This window comes from Flavobacteriales bacterium (assembly GCA_016713875.1).
Taxonomy (GTDB): domain Bacteria; phylum Bacteroidota; class Bacteroidia; order Flavobacteriales_F; family PHOS-HE28; genus PHOS-HE28.
Window position 1 is genome coordinate 460,455 of record JADJOI010000003.1, and the last position, 20,587, is coordinate 481,041.

At 65.6% G+C, this 20,587-nt stretch carries 19 protein-coding genes; 12 read left to right on the forward strand and 7 right to left on the reverse strand.

The genetic code is table 11. The annotated features are described in order from the left end of the window. Positions 1-3 precede the first annotated feature (3 nt). The 4 genes from IPJ87_03305 to lpdA form a co-directional block, all read right to left on the reverse strand. Positions 4-783 (reverse strand): polysaccharide biosynthesis/export family protein, encoded by a 780-nt coding sequence (locus tag IPJ87_03305; protein ID MBK7940893.1) that lies wholly within the window; start codon positions 781-783, stop codon positions 4-6. A 29-nt stretch (positions 784-812) separates the two neighbouring features. Next, positions 813-2,039 carry a glycosyltransferase gene (locus IPJ87_03310; protein ID MBK7940894.1) on the reverse strand — a complete coding sequence of 409 codons (1,227 nt, stop codon included), beginning with the start codon at positions 2,037-2,039 and terminating at the stop codon, positions 813-815. Between the two features lie 37 nt (positions 2,040-2,076). Then, complete coding sequence (gene asnB, locus IPJ87_03315) at positions 2,077-3,948, reverse strand: asparagine synthase (glutamine-hydrolyzing) (GenBank protein MBK7940895.1); 1,872 nt, start codon at positions 3,946-3,948, stop codon at positions 2,077-2,079. 82 nt (positions 3,949-4,030) lie between these two features. Next, positions 4,031-5,419 (reverse strand): dihydrolipoyl dehydrogenase, encoded by a 1,389-nt coding sequence (gene lpdA, locus IPJ87_03320; protein MBK7940896.1) that lies wholly within the window; start codon positions 5,417-5,419, stop codon positions 4,031-4,033. Positions 5,420-5,513: 94 nt separating this feature from the next. On the opposite strand from lpdA, the gene IPJ87_03325 reads away from it, so the two are divergent. The 3 genes from IPJ87_03325 to IPJ87_03335 are packed head-to-tail and all read left to right on the forward strand — an operon-like array spanning position 5,514 to position 7,240. Then, the gene (locus tag IPJ87_03325; GenBank protein ID MBK7940897.1) at positions 5,514-6,008 is read left to right on the forward strand and encodes a hypothetical protein; all 495 of its coding nucleotides are present in this window, start codon (positions 5,514-5,516) and stop codon (positions 6,006-6,008) included. Between the two features lie 18 nt (positions 6,009-6,026). Next, positions 6,027-6,413 (forward strand): rhodanese-like domain-containing protein, encoded by a 387-nt coding sequence (locus tag IPJ87_03330; protein MBK7940898.1) that lies wholly within the window; start codon positions 6,027-6,029, stop codon positions 6,411-6,413. After that, entirely contained in the window at positions 6,413-7,240 is an 828-nt protein-coding gene (locus tag IPJ87_03335; GenBank protein MBK7940899.1) for an alpha/beta hydrolase, read from the forward strand. The genes IPJ87_03330 and IPJ87_03335 overlap by 1 nt, the downstream gene beginning before the upstream one ends. 31 nt (positions 7,241-7,271) lie before the next feature. On the opposite strand, the gene IPJ87_03340 is transcribed toward IPJ87_03335, so the two are convergent. Next, the gene (locus IPJ87_03340) at positions 7,272-7,649 is read right to left on the reverse strand and encodes a RidA family protein (protein ID MBK7940900.1); all 378 of its coding nucleotides are present in this window, start codon (positions 7,647-7,649) and stop codon (positions 7,272-7,274) included. Between the two features lie 90 nt (positions 7,650-7,739). Here IPJ87_03340 and IPJ87_03345 point away from each other — a divergent pair, with 90 nt between their 5' ends. The 8 genes from IPJ87_03345 (at position 7,740) to IPJ87_03380 (ending at position 16,964) form a co-directional block, all read left to right on the forward strand. Next, positions 7,740-9,140 carry an MBOAT family protein gene (locus IPJ87_03345; protein MBK7940901.1) on the forward strand — a complete coding sequence of 467 codons (1,401 nt, stop codon included), beginning with the start codon at positions 7,740-7,742 and terminating at the stop codon, positions 9,138-9,140. Positions 9,141-9,142: 2 nt separating this feature from the next. Further along, on the forward strand, positions 9,143-10,045 hold the full coding sequence (locus tag IPJ87_03350; protein MBK7940902.1) for a hypothetical protein: 903 nt from the start codon (positions 9,143-9,145) through the stop codon (positions 10,043-10,045). 51 nt (positions 10,046-10,096) lie between these two features. Further along, a complete protein-coding gene (gene surE / locus IPJ87_03355; protein MBK7940903.1) occupies positions 10,097-10,876 on the forward strand; it encodes a 5'/3'-nucleotidase SurE in 780 nt (259 codons plus the stop codon). Continuing rightward, positions 10,863-11,162 (forward strand): hypothetical protein, encoded by a 300-nt coding sequence (locus IPJ87_03360; protein ID MBK7940904.1) that lies wholly within the window; start codon positions 10,863-10,865, stop codon positions 11,160-11,162. The genes surE and IPJ87_03360 overlap by 14 nt, the downstream gene beginning before the upstream one ends. Beyond that, positions 11,159-12,277 carry a lipid-A-disaccharide synthase gene (lpxB, locus tag IPJ87_03365; GenBank protein MBK7940905.1) on the forward strand — a complete coding sequence of 373 codons (1,119 nt, stop codon included), beginning with the start codon at positions 11,159-11,161 and terminating at the stop codon, positions 12,275-12,277. The genes IPJ87_03360 and lpxB overlap by 4 nt, the downstream gene beginning before the upstream one ends. Positions 12,278-12,309: 32 nt before the next feature. Further along, positions 12,310-13,473, forward strand: a complete 1,164-nt coding sequence (locus IPJ87_03370) for a SpoIID/LytB domain-containing protein (protein MBK7940906.1) — start codon at positions 12,310-12,312, stop codon at positions 13,471-13,473. A gap of 87 nt (positions 13,474-13,560) precedes the next feature. Next, a complete protein-coding gene (locus IPJ87_03375) occupies positions 13,561-15,621 on the forward strand; it encodes a hypothetical protein (GenBank protein MBK7940907.1) in 2,061 nt (686 codons plus the stop codon). Between the two features lie 155 nt (positions 15,622-15,776). Then, the gene (locus IPJ87_03380) at positions 15,777-16,964 is read left to right on the forward strand and encodes a hypothetical protein (protein MBK7940908.1); all 1,188 of its coding nucleotides are present in this window, start codon (positions 15,777-15,779) and stop codon (positions 16,962-16,964) included. Here the strand turns inward: IPJ87_03380 and IPJ87_03385 are convergent. Both IPJ87_03385 and IPJ87_03390 read right to left on the reverse strand, forming a co-directional pair. Further along, positions 16,961-17,692: a hypothetical protein gene (locus IPJ87_03385; GenBank protein ID MBK7940909.1), complete on the reverse strand. Its 732-nt coding sequence runs from the start codon at positions 17,690-17,692 to the stop codon at positions 16,961-16,963. The two genes, IPJ87_03380 and IPJ87_03385, sit on opposite strands and share 4 nt — an antisense overlap. Before the next feature lie 133 nt (positions 17,693-17,825). Continuing rightward, complete coding sequence (locus IPJ87_03390; GenBank protein ID MBK7940910.1) at positions 17,826-18,113, reverse strand: hypothetical protein; 288 nt, start codon at positions 18,111-18,113, stop codon at positions 17,826-17,828. A gap of 148 nt (positions 18,114-18,261) precedes the next feature. Between IPJ87_03390 and IPJ87_03395 the strand changes: the two genes are divergently transcribed. Next, on the forward strand, positions 18,262-20,580 hold the full coding sequence (locus tag IPJ87_03395; GenBank protein MBK7940911.1) for a CotH kinase family protein: 2,319 nt from the start codon (positions 18,262-18,264) through the stop codon (positions 20,578-20,580). Positions 20,581-20,587: the final 7 nt, after the last annotated feature.

A 20,587-nucleotide genomic window follows, 5' to 3' on the forward strand; every position in this document is an offset into this window, starting at 1 on the left:
GTGCTATTGGAAGCCCCGGATGATGCCGATCACCAGCACCACGCTGGTGAGCAGGGTGATGATCGGGGTGATGTCGGCGAGCACCTCGCGCACAAGCTCCGGGTTCGGTTCCACGTACACCACGTCGTCCGAGAACATGACCATGTCCGCATGCCTCAGCCCTTCGATGTCCGTGAGGTCGAACTGGAAGATCTGCCTGCCCCCGGCGGGGTCGCGCCGGAAGACCTTCACCTTGTGGGCGTTGCCGCGCTTCGCCACCCCCCGTGCGCTCGCCAGCACCTCAAGCAGGGTGGTGTTCGCGTTCTCCAGAGGCACCACCACCGCATCGCCGCCCCCGCCCGGGAAGACGACCACACGGCGGTTGGTCACGCTCAACTGGACGAAAGGCCGGTTGTAGAACTCCATGTAGCGCTGTTCCAGCCAGGTCTCGGCCTCCCGAAGGGTCTTGCCCGATAGGGTGACGCGGCCGAGCAGCGGCAGCTTCACGTTGCCATCGGGCTCCACCAGGTAGTTGAACTGCAGGCGCTGCATGCTACGCGCATTATCCGCCCCGGTGCCGATGGACACCATGTCGATCATCTTGAACCCGTCGTTGGCGAAGAGCCGGAACTGCAGGTAATCGTTCGGCTGGATCTTGAACGCCAGGTCCACCGTGTCGGGTACCGAGTCGAACTGATAGCCCAGCGGTGTCTTGAACATGATGTCGCGGTTGATGGTGCAACCGCCGCCCATCAACACCGCCACCGCCAACACCACCAAAGGCCCAAGACGTGCCGTTCGCATCGCGCAAAAGTAGCGTTCTGGCCCCACGGTCAGTTCAGCAGGGCATCGTACAGACGGGCGGTATCGTCCACCAGGCGTGTGTAGTGGTAGCGCTGGCGCACGAAGTCCCATCCCTGCCCGCCCATCCGGCCCCGCAGCGCATCGTCCTCCACCACACGCAGGATGGCCTCGGTCATCGTGGCCAGGTCGCCCGATGGGCTCAGCAACGCCGACCGGTCCGGCAGGACCACGTTCTCAACGCCGCCCACACGGGTGGTCACCACCGGCCGGTCCGAGGCCTGCGCCTCGATCAGGCTCACCGGTGTGCCCTCGTTCAGCGAGGTGAGGACCACGAGGTCGACACCGGCGTAGACGATGTCCACCTCCTTGATCCAGGAGGTGAAGGTGATCGTGGCCTGGGGCACCACGGCACCTGACCCGGCGCCGTGGCCGAAGCCATGTCCGTTGAAGATGGGGCCCACGGCGTGGCTCAATCCGAGCTCCTTGACCCGCGCTTCCAAGTGGTCGCGTTCCTCACCGTCGCCCACGATGAACGCGCGCACACGCCGTTGGGTGCGTCGGGCGACCGCGGCCATGGCCTCCAGGAAGAGGTCGTGGTTCTTGATCGGGACGAGCCGGCCGACGATGGCGATGGCGATCTCGTCGTCGGCCACGCCGTAGACACTTCGGAAGAAGGCCCGCTTCTGTGCGCGGTCCTCCCGGAACCGGCTGAGGTCGAAGCCCAGGGGGATCACGCTCACCTTGTCCCCGGGACAGATCCGGTGCTCGTCCACCAGTTCGTGCTTCTGCTTCTCGCTGATGGCGATGATGCGACTGCTGCGGCGGGCGAGGAAGCGCTCGATGTTCTTGTACAGCGCGGTACGCACCGGACCGAAGTAGCTGTGGAAGACGTGGCCGTGGAAGGTGTGGACGATGGCCTTCACGCCGAGGTCCGCGGCCGCCATGCGCCCTACCGCACCGGCCTTGGCGGCGTGGGTGTGCACGATGTCCGGCTTGAACTCGCGGATGAGCTGTTTGATGCGTCGGTAGGCGCCCCTGTCGCGCCAAGGGGCCACCTCGCGCTGCAGCTCCGGCAGGATCATGGCCTCCACTCCGAGGGAACGGAGAATGTGATGGCTGCCTTCCTCGGTGGCCTCCTGGCTGCCCCCCACGAGCAGGGTCTCATAGTCCCCGGGCAGGTAGCGGGTCAGGTAGGCGGCGTTGTGCGTGGGCCCCCCGAGGTTGAAGCGGTTGATGATCCGGAGGATACGAGGCATGGGCCGACGGCAAAGGTAACGGGGGCGCAGGAAGGGCTCAGGCCATGTACCGCCGCCACCACGTCAGATAGACGATGAGGGCATGCACGGTTGCCTGCGAACTTCCGGGCGAAGGGCCATGGAACCGGTTGAGCACCTGCCGGACGGCACCTGGCTCGAGGCCAGCGGCACGGAGCAGCTCGGTATCCGCACAGGTGGCCAGGCGGTCGGCCAATGGCCCTTTGAGCAGGGGGGTCAGCGGTACCTCGAAGCCGCGCTTGGCCCGGGTCAATGTGCCTTGGGGCAGCAGGTCCCCGAAGGCTTCGCGCAGCAGCTGCTTTCCCGAACCCTTGCGGAACTTGACCTCGGACGGAAGGGCGAAGGCCAGCTCCACCACACGCCGGTCCAGGAACGGGGTGCGTACCTCAAGGGCGTGCGCCATGCTGGTCAGGTCCACCTTGCGCAGCATGTCGTCGGGCAGCACGGTGTGCACATCCGCCCACAACAGGCCGTTGAGGTCGCGGTGCGCGGCCAGGGGGGCGGTGATCGCGGCCCGACGCTGCGCGAAGGCCCCTTCGTCGGATGCAGGATCCAGGAGGGTGGCGGCATCGAGCTCCTCGTCCCACGAGGCCAGGAGCAGGTATCGGTCCTCCGCGCTCAGCGCTGCGCTTCGTGCGAACCGGTCCAGCTGGCGCACTTTATCGGCCAGTGGGTGGTTGCGCGAACGGGGCAGTACCCTCCACAAGGGGGAGCCCAGCAGGGCCAGCCGCTCCACCGTCCCGGGTGCGCGAACGCGGAGCTCGGCCTGGTGTTTCCGGTATCCGCCGAAGACCTCGTCCGCGCCATCACCGCTCAGGGCCACGGTCACTTGCTGCCGTGTGCGGGCGTTCAGCACGTAGCTGGGCAGGGCGCTCTGGTCCGCGAAGGGCTCGTCCAGCGCGGCCAGCAGATCGTCGTAGCTGGCGGCCAGGTCATCGTGCCCCAGGGTGAAGGTGGTGTGGTCGGTGCCCAGATGGCGCGCCACGGCCTCGGCGAAGGGGGTCTCGTCGTAGTACGCCTCGGTGTAGCCGATGCTGAAGGTGCGCAGGTCGGGTTTGTGGCGCCTGGCCAGTGCGCTCACGATGCTGCTGTCCAGGCCGCCGCTGAGAAAGGTGCCCACGGGCACGTCGCTCACCAGCCGGATCCGCACGGCGTCATCCATCAGGTCGCGGAGCCGCTGCACGGGGTCCGAAGGCACGGGGGTCTTCGCCGCTTCGGCCTCCGCCTCGTACCAGCGGGCGGTGCGGATGCCCTGGGCATCCACCATCAGGCTGTGGCCGGGCCGCAGCTTGTGCACACCTTCCAGGATGGTGTGCGGCGCAGGGATGTAGTAGTGCGTGAAATAGGTGCGCAGTGACACGCGGTCCAGCCGGCGCGGAGCCCCCAGGGCCAGGAGGGCGCCCAGCTCGCTGGCGAACATCACCGTGTCCTCGTGCAGGCACCACAGCAGGGGCTTCACCCCGAACCGGTCGCGGGCCAGGAAGAGCGTGTCCTCCTGGGCATCGTGGATGGCCAGGGCGAAGAAACCATTGAGGTCGTGCAGGAAGGCCGGTCCTTTCAGGGCGAAGAGCCGCAGGGCCACCTCGGTGTCAGTGCGGCTCTTGAAGCGGTGGCCCTGGGCTTCCAGCCTGGCGCGCAGCTCGGCGAAGTTGAACACCTCGCCATTGAAGACGATGGTATACCGGCCCTCCAGGTCGGTGAACGGCTGGTGCCCGGCGGCCGATGTGTCGATGATGCTCAGGCGACGGTGGCCGAGCACTGCGCGTCCCGCCCGGTGCACGCCCTCGTCATCCGGCCCCCGATGGGCGATGCAGGCCAGCGCGGCCCGGATGCGCTCGTCCGACGGGGCCGGCCCGCCGCCCAGATGGTAGGTGCCGGCGATGCCGCACATCGGAGAAAGCTGAAGGTTGAAAGCCGAAAGCTGAGAGCCGAAAGGACCGCCCGTTCAATGCTCAGCTCTCACGTTTCCCATGTCACAGATGGATCACCTCGCCATAGGCGGCGGCGGCGGCCTCCATGATGGCCTCGCTCATGGTGGGGTGGGGGTGCACCGTCTTGATGATCTCGTGGCCGGTGGTCTCGAGCTTGCGGATGCTCACGCACTCGGCGATCATCTCGGTGACGTTGGCGCCGATCATGTGCGCGCCCAGGAGCTCGCCGTACTTGGCGTCGAAGATGAGCTTCACAAAGCCGTCCTTGTTGCCGCCTGCACTGGCCTTGCCACTGGCGGTGAAGGGGAACTTGCCCACCTTGATGGCCAGGCCCTTGTCCTTGCACTGCTTCTCGGTCAGGCCCACGCTGGCCACCTCGGGGCTGCAGTAGGTGCAGCCGGGGATGTTGCCGTAGTCGAGCGCCTCGGGGTGGTGCCCGGCGATCTTCTCCACGCAGATGATGCCTTCCGCGCTGGCCACGTGCGCCAGGGCCTGGCCGGGGGTCACGTCGCCGATGGCGTAGTAGCCGGGGATGTTGGTCTGGTAGTGCTCGTTCACCGTGATGCGGCCCTTGTCGGTGGCGATGCCCACCTCCTCCAGCCCGATGCCCTCGATGTTGGGGGCGATGCCCACGGCGCTGAGCACGATGTCGCACTCGATCACCTGCTCACCCTTGGCGCTCTTCACGGTCACCTTGCAGCCCTTGCCCGCGGTGTCCACCTTGGTCACCTCGGCGCCGGTCATCACGTCGATGCCCTGCTTCTTGAAGCTCTTCTCGAGCTGCTTGCTCACCTCCTCGTCCTCCACGGGCACCACGTTGGGCATGAACTCCACCAAGGTCACCTTGGTGCCGATGGCGTTGTAGAAGTAGGCGAACTCGCTGCCGATGGCGCCGCTGCCCACCACCACCATGCTCTTGGGCTGCTCGGCGAGCACCATGGCCTCGCGGTAGCCGATGATCTTCTTGCCGTCCTGGGGCAGGTTGGGCAGCACGCGGCTGCGTGCGCCTGTGGCGATGAGGATGTGCTTGGCCTCGAGCACCTGCTTCTTGCCGTCGGCGCCGGTGACCTCGAGCTTCTTTCCCGGCATCAGCTTGCCAGTGCCCATGATCACGTCGATCTTGTTCTTCTTCATCAGGAACTGCACGCCGTTGCTCATGCCCTTGGCCACGTCGCGGCTGCGCTGCACGATGGCCTTCATGTCGGGCGAGCCGCCGTTGACGGTGATGCCGTAGTCCTTGGCGTGGTGGATGTACTCGAACACCTGGGCGCTCTTCAGCAGGGCCTTGGTGGGGATGCAGCCCCAGTTGAGGCAGATGCCGCCAAGGGCCTCGCGTTCCACGACGGCGGTCTTCAGGCCCAGCTGGCTGGCACGGATGGCGGCCACGTAGCCTCCGGGGCCACTGCCGAGGACGATCACATCATAGCTCATGAGGAAGGGGTGCGGGTTGAGGGGGCGAAGGTAGGGGCCATGGCCGATCGGCGACGGCGACGGTGGCACGCCCGCCGGTCCTACATTCGCCTCCATGGCCACCACCTTCCTGCCGGACGATTCCGGTTCCACCCAGCGCCCTGACATGCTCACGGGCCTCGGCATCCTGAGCTTCATCAACTGCGGGCTCTTTCTGCTGATCTACGGCTTGGGCCTGCTCTTCACCCTGGGTCTTCGGTCCGTGCCCGAGGAGGAGTTCATGGCGCAGATGAACGAGCAGATGGCCGGCATGAGCGACATGATGGGCGAGGAGGGCGTCGCGGCCTTCGAGGAGCTCGTGCCCCTGTTCTACCATGGCGGCGCCTTGCTGATGGGCCTGCTCCTGCTGCGTACCGTCGCCCGCTTCATCGGGGCGGTCAACATGTGGCGAGGCCGCCGCCAGGGCTTCTACCTCTACGCGGTGGCCCAGGTGGTGGGCATCTTCGTTCCGCATGCGGTGCTCCCGTGGAAGTACCTCGGGATCTTCGGCCCTTTCCTGGCCCTCGCGTTCGTGGCGCTGTACGGCAGCCAGTTGAAGCGCTTCAGCTGAAGGAGCGTGCGTATCGGGATGCCGATCCTGCTCGTCCTCGGACCGATGCTCGCGGGCTGTTTCACGGTCCGCAGCACGGACCGGTTCACCTACACCAAGGTCGATGCCGCCTCCTATGCGCGCCTGCTGGCGGACAGCACGGCCCGGGTGCTCGTGGACGTGCGCACCGCCGGGGAGCATGAGAAAGGTCACCTGCCGGGCGCCATCAACCGGAGCTTCCTCTCGTTCCGCTACGGCCGGCTGGTGCGCGACCTCGACCGTTCCACGCTCGTGTTCCTCTATTGCCAGACCTGCCACCGCAGCCCGCTCGCGGCACGGCGGATGAAACGGATGGGCTTTCGCCGGGTGGTGGACCTGGAGGGCGGATTTCAACGGTGGCCTGGGCCGATCACCACTGTTCCCTGATGCGTGTTCTGTTGCCCATCAGTTGCTCCGGCCTGCTCCTGGCCCTGTCAGCCAGTGGACAGGTGCAGCGGTCCGCACCGCCTGCGCCCTTCACCTTGGGCGTGGTGGAGACCATTCGCAGCACCACCCTCGCTGAGGACCGCGTCCTCAACATCGCCCTGCCGCAGGGCTACCACCCCGACAGCGCCGCGCGCTACCCGGTGATCTACCTGCTCGATGGAAGTGCCGATGAGGACTTCATCCATGTGACCGGCGCCGTGCAGTTCGCTTCGTTCCCGTGGGTGGATCGGGTGAAGCCGAGCATCGTGGTGGGCATCGCCAACGTGGACCGGAAGCGCGACCTCACCTTTCCCTCCACGGTGGCCAAGGACAAGGCTGACTTCCCGACCACCGGCGGAAGCGCCGCGTTCATGCGGTTCATCGCGAAGGAGATGATCCCCTTCATGGACGCCAACTACCGCACCACCCGGGAGCGCACCCTGATCGGCCAGAGCCTCGGCGGTCTCTTTGCGACGGAGCTGCTGTTGCGCATGCCCTACCTCTTTCAGCACTACATCATCGTAAGTCCCAGCCTGTGGTGGGACGATGGATCGGCCTTGGACATCCCGGCGGATGCCCTCAGCGCGCCCGACATCGGCGTGGCCTCGGTACACATCACCGTGGGCAAGGAGGGAAAGGCCATGGTGGGTCCGGCCCGCAAGCTCGCCGCCCTGGTGCGCAAGGCGCATGTGCCCCGCGTGGCCTTCCACCGCATCACCGACCTGGACCATGCCAACATCCTGCACGAGGCGGTGATGGAGGCGCTGCAGTGGCGCACGGACCGGTGAGTGTCCGAGCCGGGTCGGGATCGACCTCCGGTCACCCCTTCCAGGCCACCCCGCTGATCTCCACGTTCACCCCGCGCGGCAGGCCCTTTACGGCCACGGCCTCGCGGGCGGGCGGCGTTTCGGTGAAGTAGGTGCCGTACACCTCGTTCACGGCGGCGTAGTGGGCCATGTCGCTCAGGAAGATGGTCACCTTCACCAGGTGCTCATAGCCCATGCCGGCGGCCTTCAAGAGGTTGCCCACGTTCTCCATCACCTTGTGCGTTTCGGTGGCGATATCGCCCATGTGCAGGTCCCCGTGTTCATCCAGCGCGATCTGGCCGCTGAGGTAGAGCGTGGGGCCGGCCTGGATGGCGGGCGTGTACGGGGCGAGGGGCTTGGCGGCGTTGGGCGGGAAGATGGGCTGTTTCATGTGTGCGAGTGCCCATGAGCACAAGGGCATCTGGGACGCGAAGATGGCGATCGAGCGGGCACGCCGGGTAGTTTTGCGCGCCGTCAGCCCATGCTGTTCAATTCGGTCCACTACCTGTGGTTCCTGCCCACGGTGTTCGCGCTCTACTGGGGCGTGTTCCGGAGCCTGCGTGCGCAGAACCTGCTGCTGATCGTGGCCAGCTACGTGTTCTACGGCTGGTGGGACCCGCGCTTCCTCGCGCTGCTGTTCGTCAGCTCGTTCAGCGACTACTGGCTGGGCCTGTGGATCGACCGGAGCGGCGATGCGCGTGTCCGCAGGCGGGCCTTGGTGCTGAGCCTGGTCTTCAACCTGGGCATCCTGGCTTACTTCAAGTACAGCAACTTCTTCATCGCCTCGGCGGTGGATGCGCTGCACGCCTTGGGCCTGCAGGCCAACATCGGCACCTTGAACGTGATCCTGCCGGTGGGGGTGAGCTTTTACACCTTCCAGAGCATCAGCTACACGATCGAGATCTACCGGCGCGAGATGCGACCGGTGCGCGATCCCATCGCCTACCTCGCGTTCGTCAGCTTCTTCCCGCACATGGTGGCCGGGCCTATCATGCGAGCGGTGGACCTGCTGCCCCAGATGACCGCGTCCCGGCGGTTCACCTATGCCAACGGCGTGAGCGGCCTGCGGCTCATCGTCCAGGGCCTGTTCAAGAAGGTGGTCATCGCCGACAGCCTGGCGCCCATGGTGGATCAGGTGTTCCGGCTGTATCCCTGGGAATCCGGGCCCGACCTCGCGCTGGGGGCGATCTACTTCGCCTTCCAGATCTACGGCGACTTCAGCGGCTACAGTGACATCGCCATCGGATCGGCGAAGCTCTTCGGCATCGAACTGATGACCAACTTCCGCACGCCGTATCTGGCCCGCGACATCGGCGACTTCTGGAAACGCTGGCACATCAGCCTCAGCACCTGGTTCCGCGATTTCCTGTACATCCCGCTGGGGGGCAACCGGGTGAGCCGCCCGCGGCGTGTGTTCAACACGCTGGTCACCTTCATCGCCAGCGGGTTCTGGCATGGCGCCAACTGGACCTTCCTGGCCTGGGGGGCGATCCACGGGCTGCTGTACGTCCCGCTGATCGGCAAGGCGGATGGGCCAGCGCGACCGGCCGGACAGGCGCGCATCCTCCTGTCCACGCTCCTGACCTTCGCCGGCGTCACGCTCGCTTGGGTCTTCTTCCGCGCCCGGAACATCGCTGAGGCCTTCGGCTACCTGAAGGGCATGTGCACCCAGGACGTCATCAGCGTGCCCGACCGGCTGGACGGACTTCCTTTCGTGGGGGTCATGGTCCTGCTGGACCTGGTGAACCGGCATCACGTGCGTGATCCCTTCGGCCAGATCACGACGCGGTGGGTGCGTTACGCCGTCTACTTCACCCTGGTGCTGGCCGTGGTGCTCTTCAGTCGGCGGAACGACGTGCAGTTCATCTACTTCCAGTTCTGACCATGCGCCCGTTCCTGTGGAAGACCCTGATGGCCGCCGCGCTCTGCGCCCTGGTGGCGGTGGTGCTGGACCTGGCGCTCACCCGGCGGGCCGCCGGCCGGCAGTTCGAGCGGTACGCGGACCTGCACGTGATCCGCGCGGGAAAGGCGGAGGCCGAGGTGGTGGTGATCGGCAATTCACGCGCCCGGTACCACTACGATGCCCAGGTGATCGCCGAGCGGTTGAGGCGCCCGTGCTACAACCTGGGTATGATCGGGTATCCGCTGCTGGACCAGTTGGGCAAGCTGCGCTACTACTTGGAGCACGCGCCGGAGCCAGCGCTGGTGGTGGTGAACGTCGACGCCGCATCGTGGAGGCCGCTGGCCCGGGATACCATCATCCAGTACGAGCAGTTCCTGGATGATATCCGTGACCCTGCCGTGCTGGACATCGTGCGGCACAAGACCGGGTTCCGTCCGCTGGACCTACTTCCATGGGCGCGGTACGCAGGATTCCCGGAGTACGTGCTGAAGATCGCGACCTTGGACACAGTGACGAACGTGCACGCGGGCTTCGTGGCTTCCACGGAGGTGCTCGATCCCAAGCGTGCCCGCCAGGTCAGCCTGCCAGCGGATGCGCTGAACGGGCTGGACGGGTATCTCGAGGCCTTGCGTGCGCATCGTCGCCGGCATTGGCCCCATGCGCGGGTGGCGTTCGTGGAGACCCCCTTCCATGGCTCGGACAGCCTTTGGATCCTGCGGGCCCTGGAGCCGCGGTTGGACCGGGCGACCGAGATCGTGGTGCCGGTGGACCTGAGCTGGACGGGCGACCCCACGCTGTTCATGAACCGCACCCACTTGAACGCCAAGGGGGCCGCGCACTTCAGCGCCCTGGTGGCTGATTCCCTGCGGGCGAAGGGCTGGTGATCCCGGTTCCCGTGGCAGGTCCGAGCGCGTGGATGGGTAGTTTCGCGGCCCATGGAGCACCGACCGCTGATCCTGGTCACCAACGACGATGGCATCTTCGCCCCGGGCATCCGCGCCCTGGTGGAGGAGGTCCGCGCCTTCGGTCGCGTGATGGTGGTGGCCCCGGACAAGCCCCAGAGCGCCATGGGGCACGCCATCACCATCCACAGCTTCCTGCGCCTGAACAAGGTGGCCTACCTGGACGACCTGGACGCTTGGAGCTGCAGCGGCACACCGGTGGACTGTGTGAAGCTGGCCATCTACAAGCTGCTGGAAGGGCGCAAGCCCGACCTGCTGGTCAGCGGCATCAACCACGGCGCGAACATCAGCATCAACGTGCTGTACAGCGGCACCATGAGCGCGGCGGTGGAGGGGGCCATGGAAGGCATCCCGAGCGTGGGCTTCAGCCTGATGGACCACAGCATGGAGGCCGATTTCGCACCGGTGCGGCCGGTGGTGCGGAGCGTGGTGTCCAACGTCCTGCGCCACGGCCTTTCCCAGGGGGCGTGCCTCAATGTGAACGTGCCCCGCACCCGCGGCGAGGCCCTCAAGGGCATGCGCGTGTGCCGTCAGGCCAAGGCCAACTGGGAGGACGAGTTCGAGACGCGGCTCGATCCCGGCAAGCGCGAGTACTACTGGTTGAAGGGGGAGTTCAAGAGCGAGGACCACGGACAGGACACCGATGTGTGGGCCGTGAACAACGGCTACGTCAGCATCGTGCCCACCCAGTTCGACATGACGGCGCACCACGCCATCGCCGACCTGAACACCTGGGACCATGGCCTGGAATGACCGCACGGTCGGCCTGGTGGGCGGGTTGCTGGCGCCCGCGGCCGGTTTTCTCGTGTATGCCCTGATCTACGTCAACCTGATCCGGCCCCACAACGACCTGGGCTGGTTCGTGCAGGACCTGTTCCTGGGCACCCGCCGCTACCAGGCCCCGGTACTGAGCCTGTCCCTGCTGGCCGACGTGCCGCTGTTCTTCTGGTTCGACCGCAAGGGCCGCGTGGAGGCCATGCGCGGCGTGCTGATGGCGGTGTTCATCCACGGTGCGGTGATCGTGGCCCTTTGGATATGAGCCGGCGCGTGTACCTCATCGCCGGCGAGGCCAGCGGCGACCTGCATGCGGCCAACCTCGTGAAGGCGCTTCGCCGCGAGCACCCGGAGGTGGAGCTGCGTGGCTGGGGTGGCGACCGCATGGCGGCGGCCGGGGTGCAGGTGGTGAAGCACATCCGTGAGCTGGCCTTCATGGGCTTCGCCGAGGTGCTCCTGAACCTGCGTACCATCCTCGGCAACATCGTGGCGTGCAAGGCGGACATCGCCGCATGGCGCCCCGATGCGATCGTGCTGGTGGACTACCCGGGCTTCAACCTGCGCATCGCGACCTATGCACGCACGCTCGGCATCCCCGTGTTCTACTACATCAGTCCGCAGGTGTGGGCCTGGAAGGCCGGCCGGGTGAAGCGCATCCGCCGCGACGTCACCGAGCTCTGCGTCATCCTGCCCTTCGAGCAGGAGTGGTACGCCGAGCGCGGCATGGACGTCACCTTCGTGGGGCACCCGCTGCTGGACGCCATCGCCGAGGAGAACGACCATCCGCCGACGCCGTTGCCGGGTGCGGACGGGCGACCGGTGATCGCCCTGCTCCCGGGCAGCCGCCGCCAGGAGGTGGAGCGCATGCTGCCGGTGATGCTGGAGGCCACCGCCGGCTTCACCGACCATCAATGCGTGGTGGCCGCGGCGCCCGCGCTCGATGATGCGGTGTACGCGCCGTTCCTCCGGAACAGCTCCGCTCTGGTGGTGCGTGAACGCACCTACGGCCTCCTGCGGCAGGCCCGGGCGGCCTTGGTCACCAGTGGCACCGCCACGCTCGAGACGGCGCTCTTCGGGGTGCCCGAGGTGGTGTGCTACGGGGGCAGTGCCGTGAACGTGTGGCTGGCCCGGCGGCTGGTGAACGTCCGGTTCATCTCCCTGGTGAACCTGATCATGGGGCGCGAGGTGGTGCGGGAGATGATCCAGCAGGACCTGACGCCGGAGGCCCTGAACGCCGAGGTGCATAGGCTGCTGCACGATGCGCCCTACCGGGCCGCGATGCTGGACGACCTGGCCCGGCTGCGGGAACGACTGGGTGGCCCCGGGGCCAGTGCGAAAGCGGCGTCGCGCTTGTGGAAAATTCTGGTCCAGCGCTCCTGACCGCCCTGTCGGGCGCGGGTACTTTCGCCGCCATGCGCCTCCACCTTACTGCGTGGGCCCTGGTCGCGGCCGGCTGGGTCGGTGCCCAGTTCCAGGAAGTGCAGGTGGCGGTGCTCCATGGGAAAGGCGTCACCAGCGCCACACTGATGGGCACCCGCGGCGCCATGGCCGTGCTGACCGATGGCCGGCAGGTGGGCGAGCTCGCACCCAATGACGGGCTGCGGGTAGCCTTGGAGGACGGACGCATCGTGGGCCGGTCCTTGAGCGCGACGTGGACGGCCCGCGAGCGGATCACGCTTCGAGCGGCCTCTGGAGGTGGCGTGCGGCTGCGCGCCGTGGTGCCCAAGCTCGCCGAACGCGTGTACAGCGGGTCCATCGACATCCGTCGGGCGGGCGCCGAACTGCGCTTCGTGAACGAAGTGAAGCTGGAGGATTACGTGGCCGGGGTGGTCGAGAGCGAGGCCGGAGCGCAGCAGGCACCGGAGTACTACAAGTTGCAGGCGGTGGGCTGCAGGACCTATGCGCTGGCGAACGCGCGGAAGCATGCGCCGGAAGGCTTCGAGCTCTGCGACCAAGTGCATTGCCAGGTGTACAAGGGAAAGGCCACCCATGGACCGATCACCGAGGCCGCACAAGCCACCCGCGGCATGGTGGTGGTGGATGCTGGGATCAGGCTGATCCAGGCCACCTTCCATAGCAACTGCGGGGGAGAGACGCTCAACGCGGAGGACATCTGGAGCAAGTCCGAACCCTATCTGCAGGCCACCACTGACAGCTTCTGCATCGAACAGCCCCATGCCACCTGGGCCATGACCATCCCCAAGGCCGACTGGCTCGGCTATATGGAAAGAAAGCATGGGCTGCGCACTGCGGATGCGGCCGTGCGCGCGGAACTCCTTGCCCACGAACCCCAATGCCGTGGCCTCTACCTCAATACCACCAAGCCGCTCGTGCCGCTGAAGCAACTACGGGAGGACTGGAAGTTGCGGAGCACCTATTTCACCGTGCGCACCGCCGGCGACCAGGTGGTGCTGGACGGTCGCGGCTTCGGACATGGCGTGGGGCTCTGTCAGGAAGGGGCCATGGAGATGGCGAGGCGTGGGATCCCCTTCATGGACATCCTGCATCACTACTACCGCGATGTGCACCTGGTGGACCTCAGTAGCCTCGAGTTCTTCCGCGACGAGGGGCAATGAGGCCGGCCCCGCAGACCGGTCGTCGAAAGAAGTTGACGACGCTCGATGAATGGTCTATTTTTGTCGACGAACACCGAATCCAACCGCATGGAGAAGTTCCTTACCCTGCTTGTTCCCGCTTTCCTGCTCTCGGCACCGGTCCACGCCCAGGTCGCCATCGGCCTGAACGAGATGCCGGCTGCCGGGGATGAACTGCGGTTGACCCAGGCCAACTTGAACCTCTTCATCAACTACGCGCAGACGGGTCCGGGCTTCACCTGGAACTACACCAACCTGCAGGCGGTGAGCGAGGACACCACGACCTACCAGACGGTGGCCTCCACGAACATCGTCTACGCGCTGGTCTATGCGGACATCTTCTTCAATCCGAACCGGGCCAACCATGCCACGGCCGGTGTGGACATCCCGTTCAACCAGCTGCTGCCCATCGCCGACCCGTACACGTTCCTGTACCGGAGCAATTCCCAGTACAAGAAGATCGGCTTCGGCGCGGAGCTCGCGGGCATTCCGGTGCCGATCATCTTCAGCCAGCAGGATGTGATCTATGAGCTGCCGCTGGACTACGGCGACGCGAGCGTGTCCAGCTCGGCCTGGAACGTCAGCCTGCCGACCCTGGCGTACTACGGCTACCAGCAGACCCGCACCAATGAGGTGGACGGCTGGGGTACCATCAACACACCGGCGGGGAGCTTCAGTGCCCTGCGGGTGAAGACCACGCTGGCCGGTCGCGACACGATCAACGTGGATACGCTGGGCATCGGGTTCGCCATAGAGCGGCCCGTGGTGCGGGAGTACAAGTGGCTCACACCGGGGTTGCGCGTTCCAGTGCTTCAAGTGAACACCACGCAGATCTTCGGCTTCGAGGTGGTGTCCGCCATCTACTTCTACGACGTGCCGCGCAGCATCACGGTGGAACAACCGCTTTCCGCCAGCATCTGCCCGGGTTCCACCCTGGACATCACCTACAGCGAGACCGGTGTGTTCAACAGCGGTGGCCTGCTCATCGACGCGAACGACTTCATCGTGCAGTTGAGCGACGCCAACGGCGACTTCAGCAATGCGGTGGACATCGGGCAGGTGACGGCCACTACGGCAGGCACCATCCCGGTGACGATCCCGGCGAACACCCCTCCAGGTACCGGTTATCGGATCCGGATCGTGTCCACCAGTCCCGCGTTCACGGGCGAGGACAACGGCTTCGACATCACGATCGACAACACGCCGCCGGTAGCCGTTGTCTCCGCCAATGGCCCCACGACCTTCTGTGCGGGCGGAAGCGTCACCCTTGATGGGACCTCTGGTGGCGGTCTGGCCTACCAGTGGCAGTTGGACGCCTCGGACATACCGGGCGCCACGTCAGCGACCCTGGTGGCCGATGCCCCGGGCAACTACACGGTGATCGTGTCCAGCGCGTGCGGAGTGGACGATTCGGACCCGGTGCTTGTGATCGTGAATGACCTGCCGCAGGCACCGGCCGTCCTGGCCTCGGATACCACGGTGTTCTGCGACGGTGGCTCGGTGATCCTTGTGGCCGACCTCTTCCCCGGTGTCACCTACATGTGGAGCGTCGACGGTCAGGTGATCCCCAACGCGGACACCGAGCAGCTCAACGTCACCACCGGTGGAAGCTACACGGTTGCGGTAACTGATGGCCTTGGCTGTAGCAGCGCATCGGCCGATACGCTCGCCATCACGGTCAACGCCCCGCCGGCCGAACCGGTGATCACGCAGGTGGTGGATACGCTCTTCGCCTCGGGTGCAGGAACGTTCCAATGGTTCGTGGACGGGCAACCGATCCCGGGCGCCATGGACAGCTGGTACGTGCCCACGGCGAGCGGGGCCTACACCGTGACCATCACCGATGCCAACGGATGCACGAGCACCTCGCAGCCCTATGCGTACATCTTCACCTTGATCGGGACAGGGCATGTGGCCGACCTGCGCGCTTGGCCCAACCCCACGTCCGGGCAGCTCTGGCTGGATGGGGCGGAGGGTGAGCGGTACATGGTGACGGACGCCAGCGGTCGACTGCTGATGCAGGGCCTGGCCACAGGTCGTCCGGCGCTGGTCGACCTTGGCGGGCTGGCACCGGGCCTGTATGAACTGCGGATCGAACAGGGTTCCGTCCTGCGGGTCGTGCGTCAGTGACCGACGGTCCCGAATGCAAGCGCCCCCGGCCAGTAGTGGTCGGGGGCGCTTGCGTTCCAGGCCTCTTGCACGATCGGCGGTTGACGATCGGTCCGGAATTCGCAGGAGCGCGGCACACGGTTTTCATTCCTTGGTGCGTTCGAGCATCACGCCACATGTCCATCCGCACGATCGCCGCCAGTCTGTGCCTCTTCCAGGGAGGTGTCCACGCTCAGCCGGCCAATTTCGATCCGGCCCTGGTGCGCGACCTGAGCGCCTTGTGCGCCACGCACACCTTCCGCGACCTCTATGGTTCGGACGCGGCGATCATGCCCGAGGGGTACGAACTGGTGCACACGTCCACGCCCCGCGGCATGGACAACCTGTTCCAGGTGTTCCGAAAGGGGGCGATGGGGATCATCGAGGTCCGTGGGTCCACCGCCGACCCGTTGAGCTGGATGGAGAACATCCACGCGGCGATGCTTCCCGCCAAGGGCACGGTGGTGGTGGATGGCCGGCCCTTCGACTACCACTTCACGGACGATACCGCGGCGGCGGTACATGCCGGCTACACCCTGGGCGTTTCCTTCCTCGCCGATGAGGTGGTGGGCCAGCTCCGCCTGCTGGACCAGCAGGGGGTGCATGACATCGTGATCACCGGGCACAGCCAGGGGGGCGCCTTGGCCCACCTGCTTCGGGCGCACCTCGAGCACCTGCCCACCACCCGGGTGTCCGCCCGTCTGCGCTTCCGTACGTACGCGTTCGCCAACCCCATGGTGGGCAACGCCGCGTTCGCGAAGTGGTATGGTGAGGCCTACTGCAGCGCGGGCACGAGCTTCAGCATCATCAATCCGGAGGACCCGGTGCCCGGGATGCCGCTGGCCTATCACGACCATCGCATTTTCTCGTCGGGCACGCTGAACGGGATGGTCTCCGGCGAGGAAGGCTATGATGTGAGGAGCGTGGCACGGAGCGCGTTGTTCCGCATGTTCCGCGGGACGCTCACCGATCTGGCGCACTACACATCGGCCTCCGTGGAGAAACGCATCGCGAAGCCGGTGGGCGAGGTGCGGCTGCCCCCGTACCGCAGCGAGATGAACTATGCGGTGATGCCGGAACGGGTGTTGCTGGACCCGTTCCCTTACCCGCTGATCCTGCGGGACAGCACCATCCTGTCGAACGATTCGATCATGCGGGCCAACCCGCGCGATGCGAACGGGGTGTTCTTGAACAAGGCGCTGTACCGCAAAGCGCCGGGCTTCTTTCAGCACAAGCCGTACAACTACTTCGTCGCCATCCTGCGGCGTTGGTTCCCGGAGCGGTACGAAGCGTTGCGCGTGAAGGTGCTGCCGGAGAATCTCTAGCCGGGCGCTCCGGAGCGGATCACGTGATACCGCAGCATCACCGCCGTTCGCTGGGTGCGCTCGCCGGAGGTCCGGGCGTCCCGCATGGGTGCCGGTGCGCTCCATTCGAGGTCCTTGTCCGTGGGTGATGGCGCCAGGCCGTCGAGGTCGAACGCCAGCCAGGTGTGGTCCTCGATGCCCAGGCTGAGGATGCGACGGGCCGATCTCGAGTTCAGGTCGGCCACGGCGGTCACCAGCAGATGGCCCTCCGCCTCGCGGAAGCGGTCGCGGTCGATGCGCGCGTAGTGGTTGTCCTTGTCGCCAGCGTACAGGCTCATGCGGACCTGGTCGGGTTCGCGGGTGCGCGGGCCCACCAGGGCGAGCGGCAGCCGAACCTCCACTTCCAGCGCAAGGGCTTCACCGTTCAGCAGGGGAGGACGGGGAACGGAAAGCAGGCCGAGGCCGGCGATGGCGAACAAACTGCCCTGGGCCATCACGACCGCCAGCGCTGCGGCCTTCCAGAAGCCGGACCAATCGATCGCACCGGCCAGCTTGGTGCCCAGCAGTCCGGCCAGGAAACCACCGACGAATCCTGCAGGGATGAAGAAGAACGCGATCGCGAAGCCGCGTTTGCCCTCGAAGTCGCTCACTCCCATCCGCTTCGTCACCCGATCGGACACGGGTACGGTGACCATGGCGGTGGCGATGCCGTTCAACAGAGCGACCAAGAGAGCGACCTTCCAGGACATGGGGCGTGGTGTTCGTCAGGGATGTTCCATCATCTCGAACGTGCCGAGGCGGTTGCGGGTAAAGGTGGTGAAGCGGTCCATCATAAGCTCCTTCTCCGCATCGGTCAACGGCCCTTTCCTCCGCCGGTCCTTGTCATACCAGGATGGCGGTGACGCCCTCGATGGCATCCTTCAGCTTCTCACAGGCGCGGATGGTGTCCGCGACCCGCTCCGGTCGTGGCGTCAGGGTGTTCTCGCGCAGGTTGTCCACACCGGTCACCAAGGCGGTGCAACGGCTGTCGCCGGCGATGCCACGTTCCATGTGGGATTCGATGTCGGCCAGAAGGCCATCGTCCAGCCGCCCGTGGCGCAGCTCGGTCTCCAGCATGTGGGTGGTCCGTCGAAGGCTGCGCAGCGCACGGGCCAGTTCCAGATCGGTCATGGGGTGCAAAGATCGGGGCGCCGAGACAACGCCGCAGGCTGGTATTCGCGCTTTGCTCCCGCACCTGTCGGGAACGGATCCTGTCCAGGGTGAGGCCCTGAGCGGACGTTCTGCTCTGAAGTGCCATCTTGCAGGCCCGTCGCTGCGCATGCTCAAGAACGTCCTCCTTCTCCAAAGCGCAGTGCTCATCTTGAGCAGCGGCCTGCACGCCCAGTGCTGCGATCACATCCTGCAGATGACCGACAGCTATGGTGATGGCTGGAACGGTGGTTCGTTGGAGGTGCTGGTCAACGGAACGTCCATCGGCACGTTCGCAGCTACTGGAGCCGGGAGCACCGAGACGTTCACCGTGTGCACGGGGGATGACGTGGAGCTCATCTACACCCCGCAGGACTGGGAAAGCGAGAACAGCTACGTGCTGTTCGACCAGTGGGGTAATGTGGTCTTCGCCGATGGCCCGACCCCTGCTACGGGATCAGTGTTCATCGGCCTGGGCGATTGCACGATGGTGCCGCCACCGGGCAGCACGCCCTGTTCCGCCTGGCCGATCGACACCACAGCGTGCGTGATCGCTGATAACACAACGGCCCTTGGCACCGGCATCGACCCGGGCTGCGCGAACTACAACGGGGGCGATATCTGGTATACGATGCCCGTACCTCCTTCCGGTAACCTGGTGGTGAGCACGGCCAGCGCCGGTGACCTGAACGACACGGGTATCGCGCTTTGGGTCGGGCCGGATTGCTTCAACCGGGCGCTCGTGACCTGCGACGATGACAACGGACCGGACTATTTCTCGATGATCCTCGCCAGTGAACTCCTGGTCGGTGACACGCTCTGGATCCAGGCGTACGGCTACGGTGGCGGCACCGGAGCGTTCGAACTCTGCGTCGCTGACCCTGGCACCGTGGTGCTGGACAGTTCCGAGATCCCCATCGTGCTGATCAACACCCTGGGGCAGGAGATCGTGGATGAGCCCAAGATCGATGCGCTCATGGAGATCAAGTACAACGGTCCTGGCACGATCACCTACCTCACCGACCCCTCGAACGTGTACAACGGCCACATCGGCATCGAGATCCGCGGAGGTTCGTCGCAGGGTTACCCGCAACAGCCCTTTGGATTTGAGACACGCGACCCGCTCGGCGCGAACCTTGACGTTCCGTTGCTCAGCATGCCGGCCGAGAACGACTGGGTGCTGTTATCGAACTACAATGACCGGTCCCTGATCCGGAACCAGCTCGCGTTCCGGATCTCTGCGGGCATGGGTCAATATGCGCCTCGCACGCATCTGTGCGAGGTGCTGATCGACAGCGTGTACAGGGGCATCTATCTGTTCGGCGAGAAGATCAAGCGTGACAGCGGGCGTGTGGACATCGCCAAGCTTACCGGCACGGAGAACTCCGGCGACGACCTTACCGGTGGATACATCCTGGAGCAGAACTACTGGGATGCGGACAACAGCTTCGAGTCGGATCACTCCCCCATCGATCACCCGGGCTTCGATGTGCACTTCCTCTACGCGTACCCCGAGCCGGATACCATCACCGTCCAGCAGAAGGCCTACATCGCCGCTTTCGTCGACAGCCTGGAGACCGCGCTATACAGCAGCATGTTCAACGATCCCGCCACCGGCTACCGGAAGTACCTGGACGTGAAGTCCTTCATCGACTACTTCCTGGTGAACGAAGTGGCGCGCAGCAACGATGGCTTCAAGAAAAGCGTGTTCTGGCACAAGGACAAGGACAGCAAGGGTGGCAAGCTGAAGGCTGGACCCATCTGGGATTTCGATTGGGCCTGGAAGAACATTGCGAGCTGCTCCATTTTCGGAGCGACCGATGGTTCGGGCTGGGCGCATCTCATCAACGACTGCTTCACGGATAACTACTCCTGCGGTTGGTACGTGCGCTTGCTGCAGGACAGCACCTTCAACAACGAGCTTCGCTGCGCCTATGAGGAGTACCGCACCACCGTGCTGGACACCACGTTCATCTTCCACACCATCGACAGCATCGGCGACCGCGTGCAGAACGCACAGGCGCGGCACTTCCAGAAGTGGCCCATCCTCGGCATGAGCGGGCCTGCTCCTGACGTTGGACCGGTGGCGACCACCTATGCCGCCGAGCTCGATTCCTTGAAGGCCTGGATCGCCCTCCGTCTGGCCTGGCTCGATGCCAACATCCCCGGGGTGTGCAGGGGCCTGGGAGGGAATGGACCCGAGCGGAACGACCTTCTGTCGTGCTATCCGAACCCGAGCACCGGAACGTTCCACTTCCAAGGCGCTGTTGACGGCGACGGTCCTTTCCTACTTCGCATCCTTGATGTGGCCTGGCGGGAAGTGGACCGCGTGAGCCTATTGCCAGGACAGGTCTCCCTGGACCGCACGATCACGCGAAGCGGTACATACTTCTTCACTGTGACTGCGGGAGGCCACCTGTTGCAGAAGGGGAAGCTGGTGGTGTTCTAGGCATCTC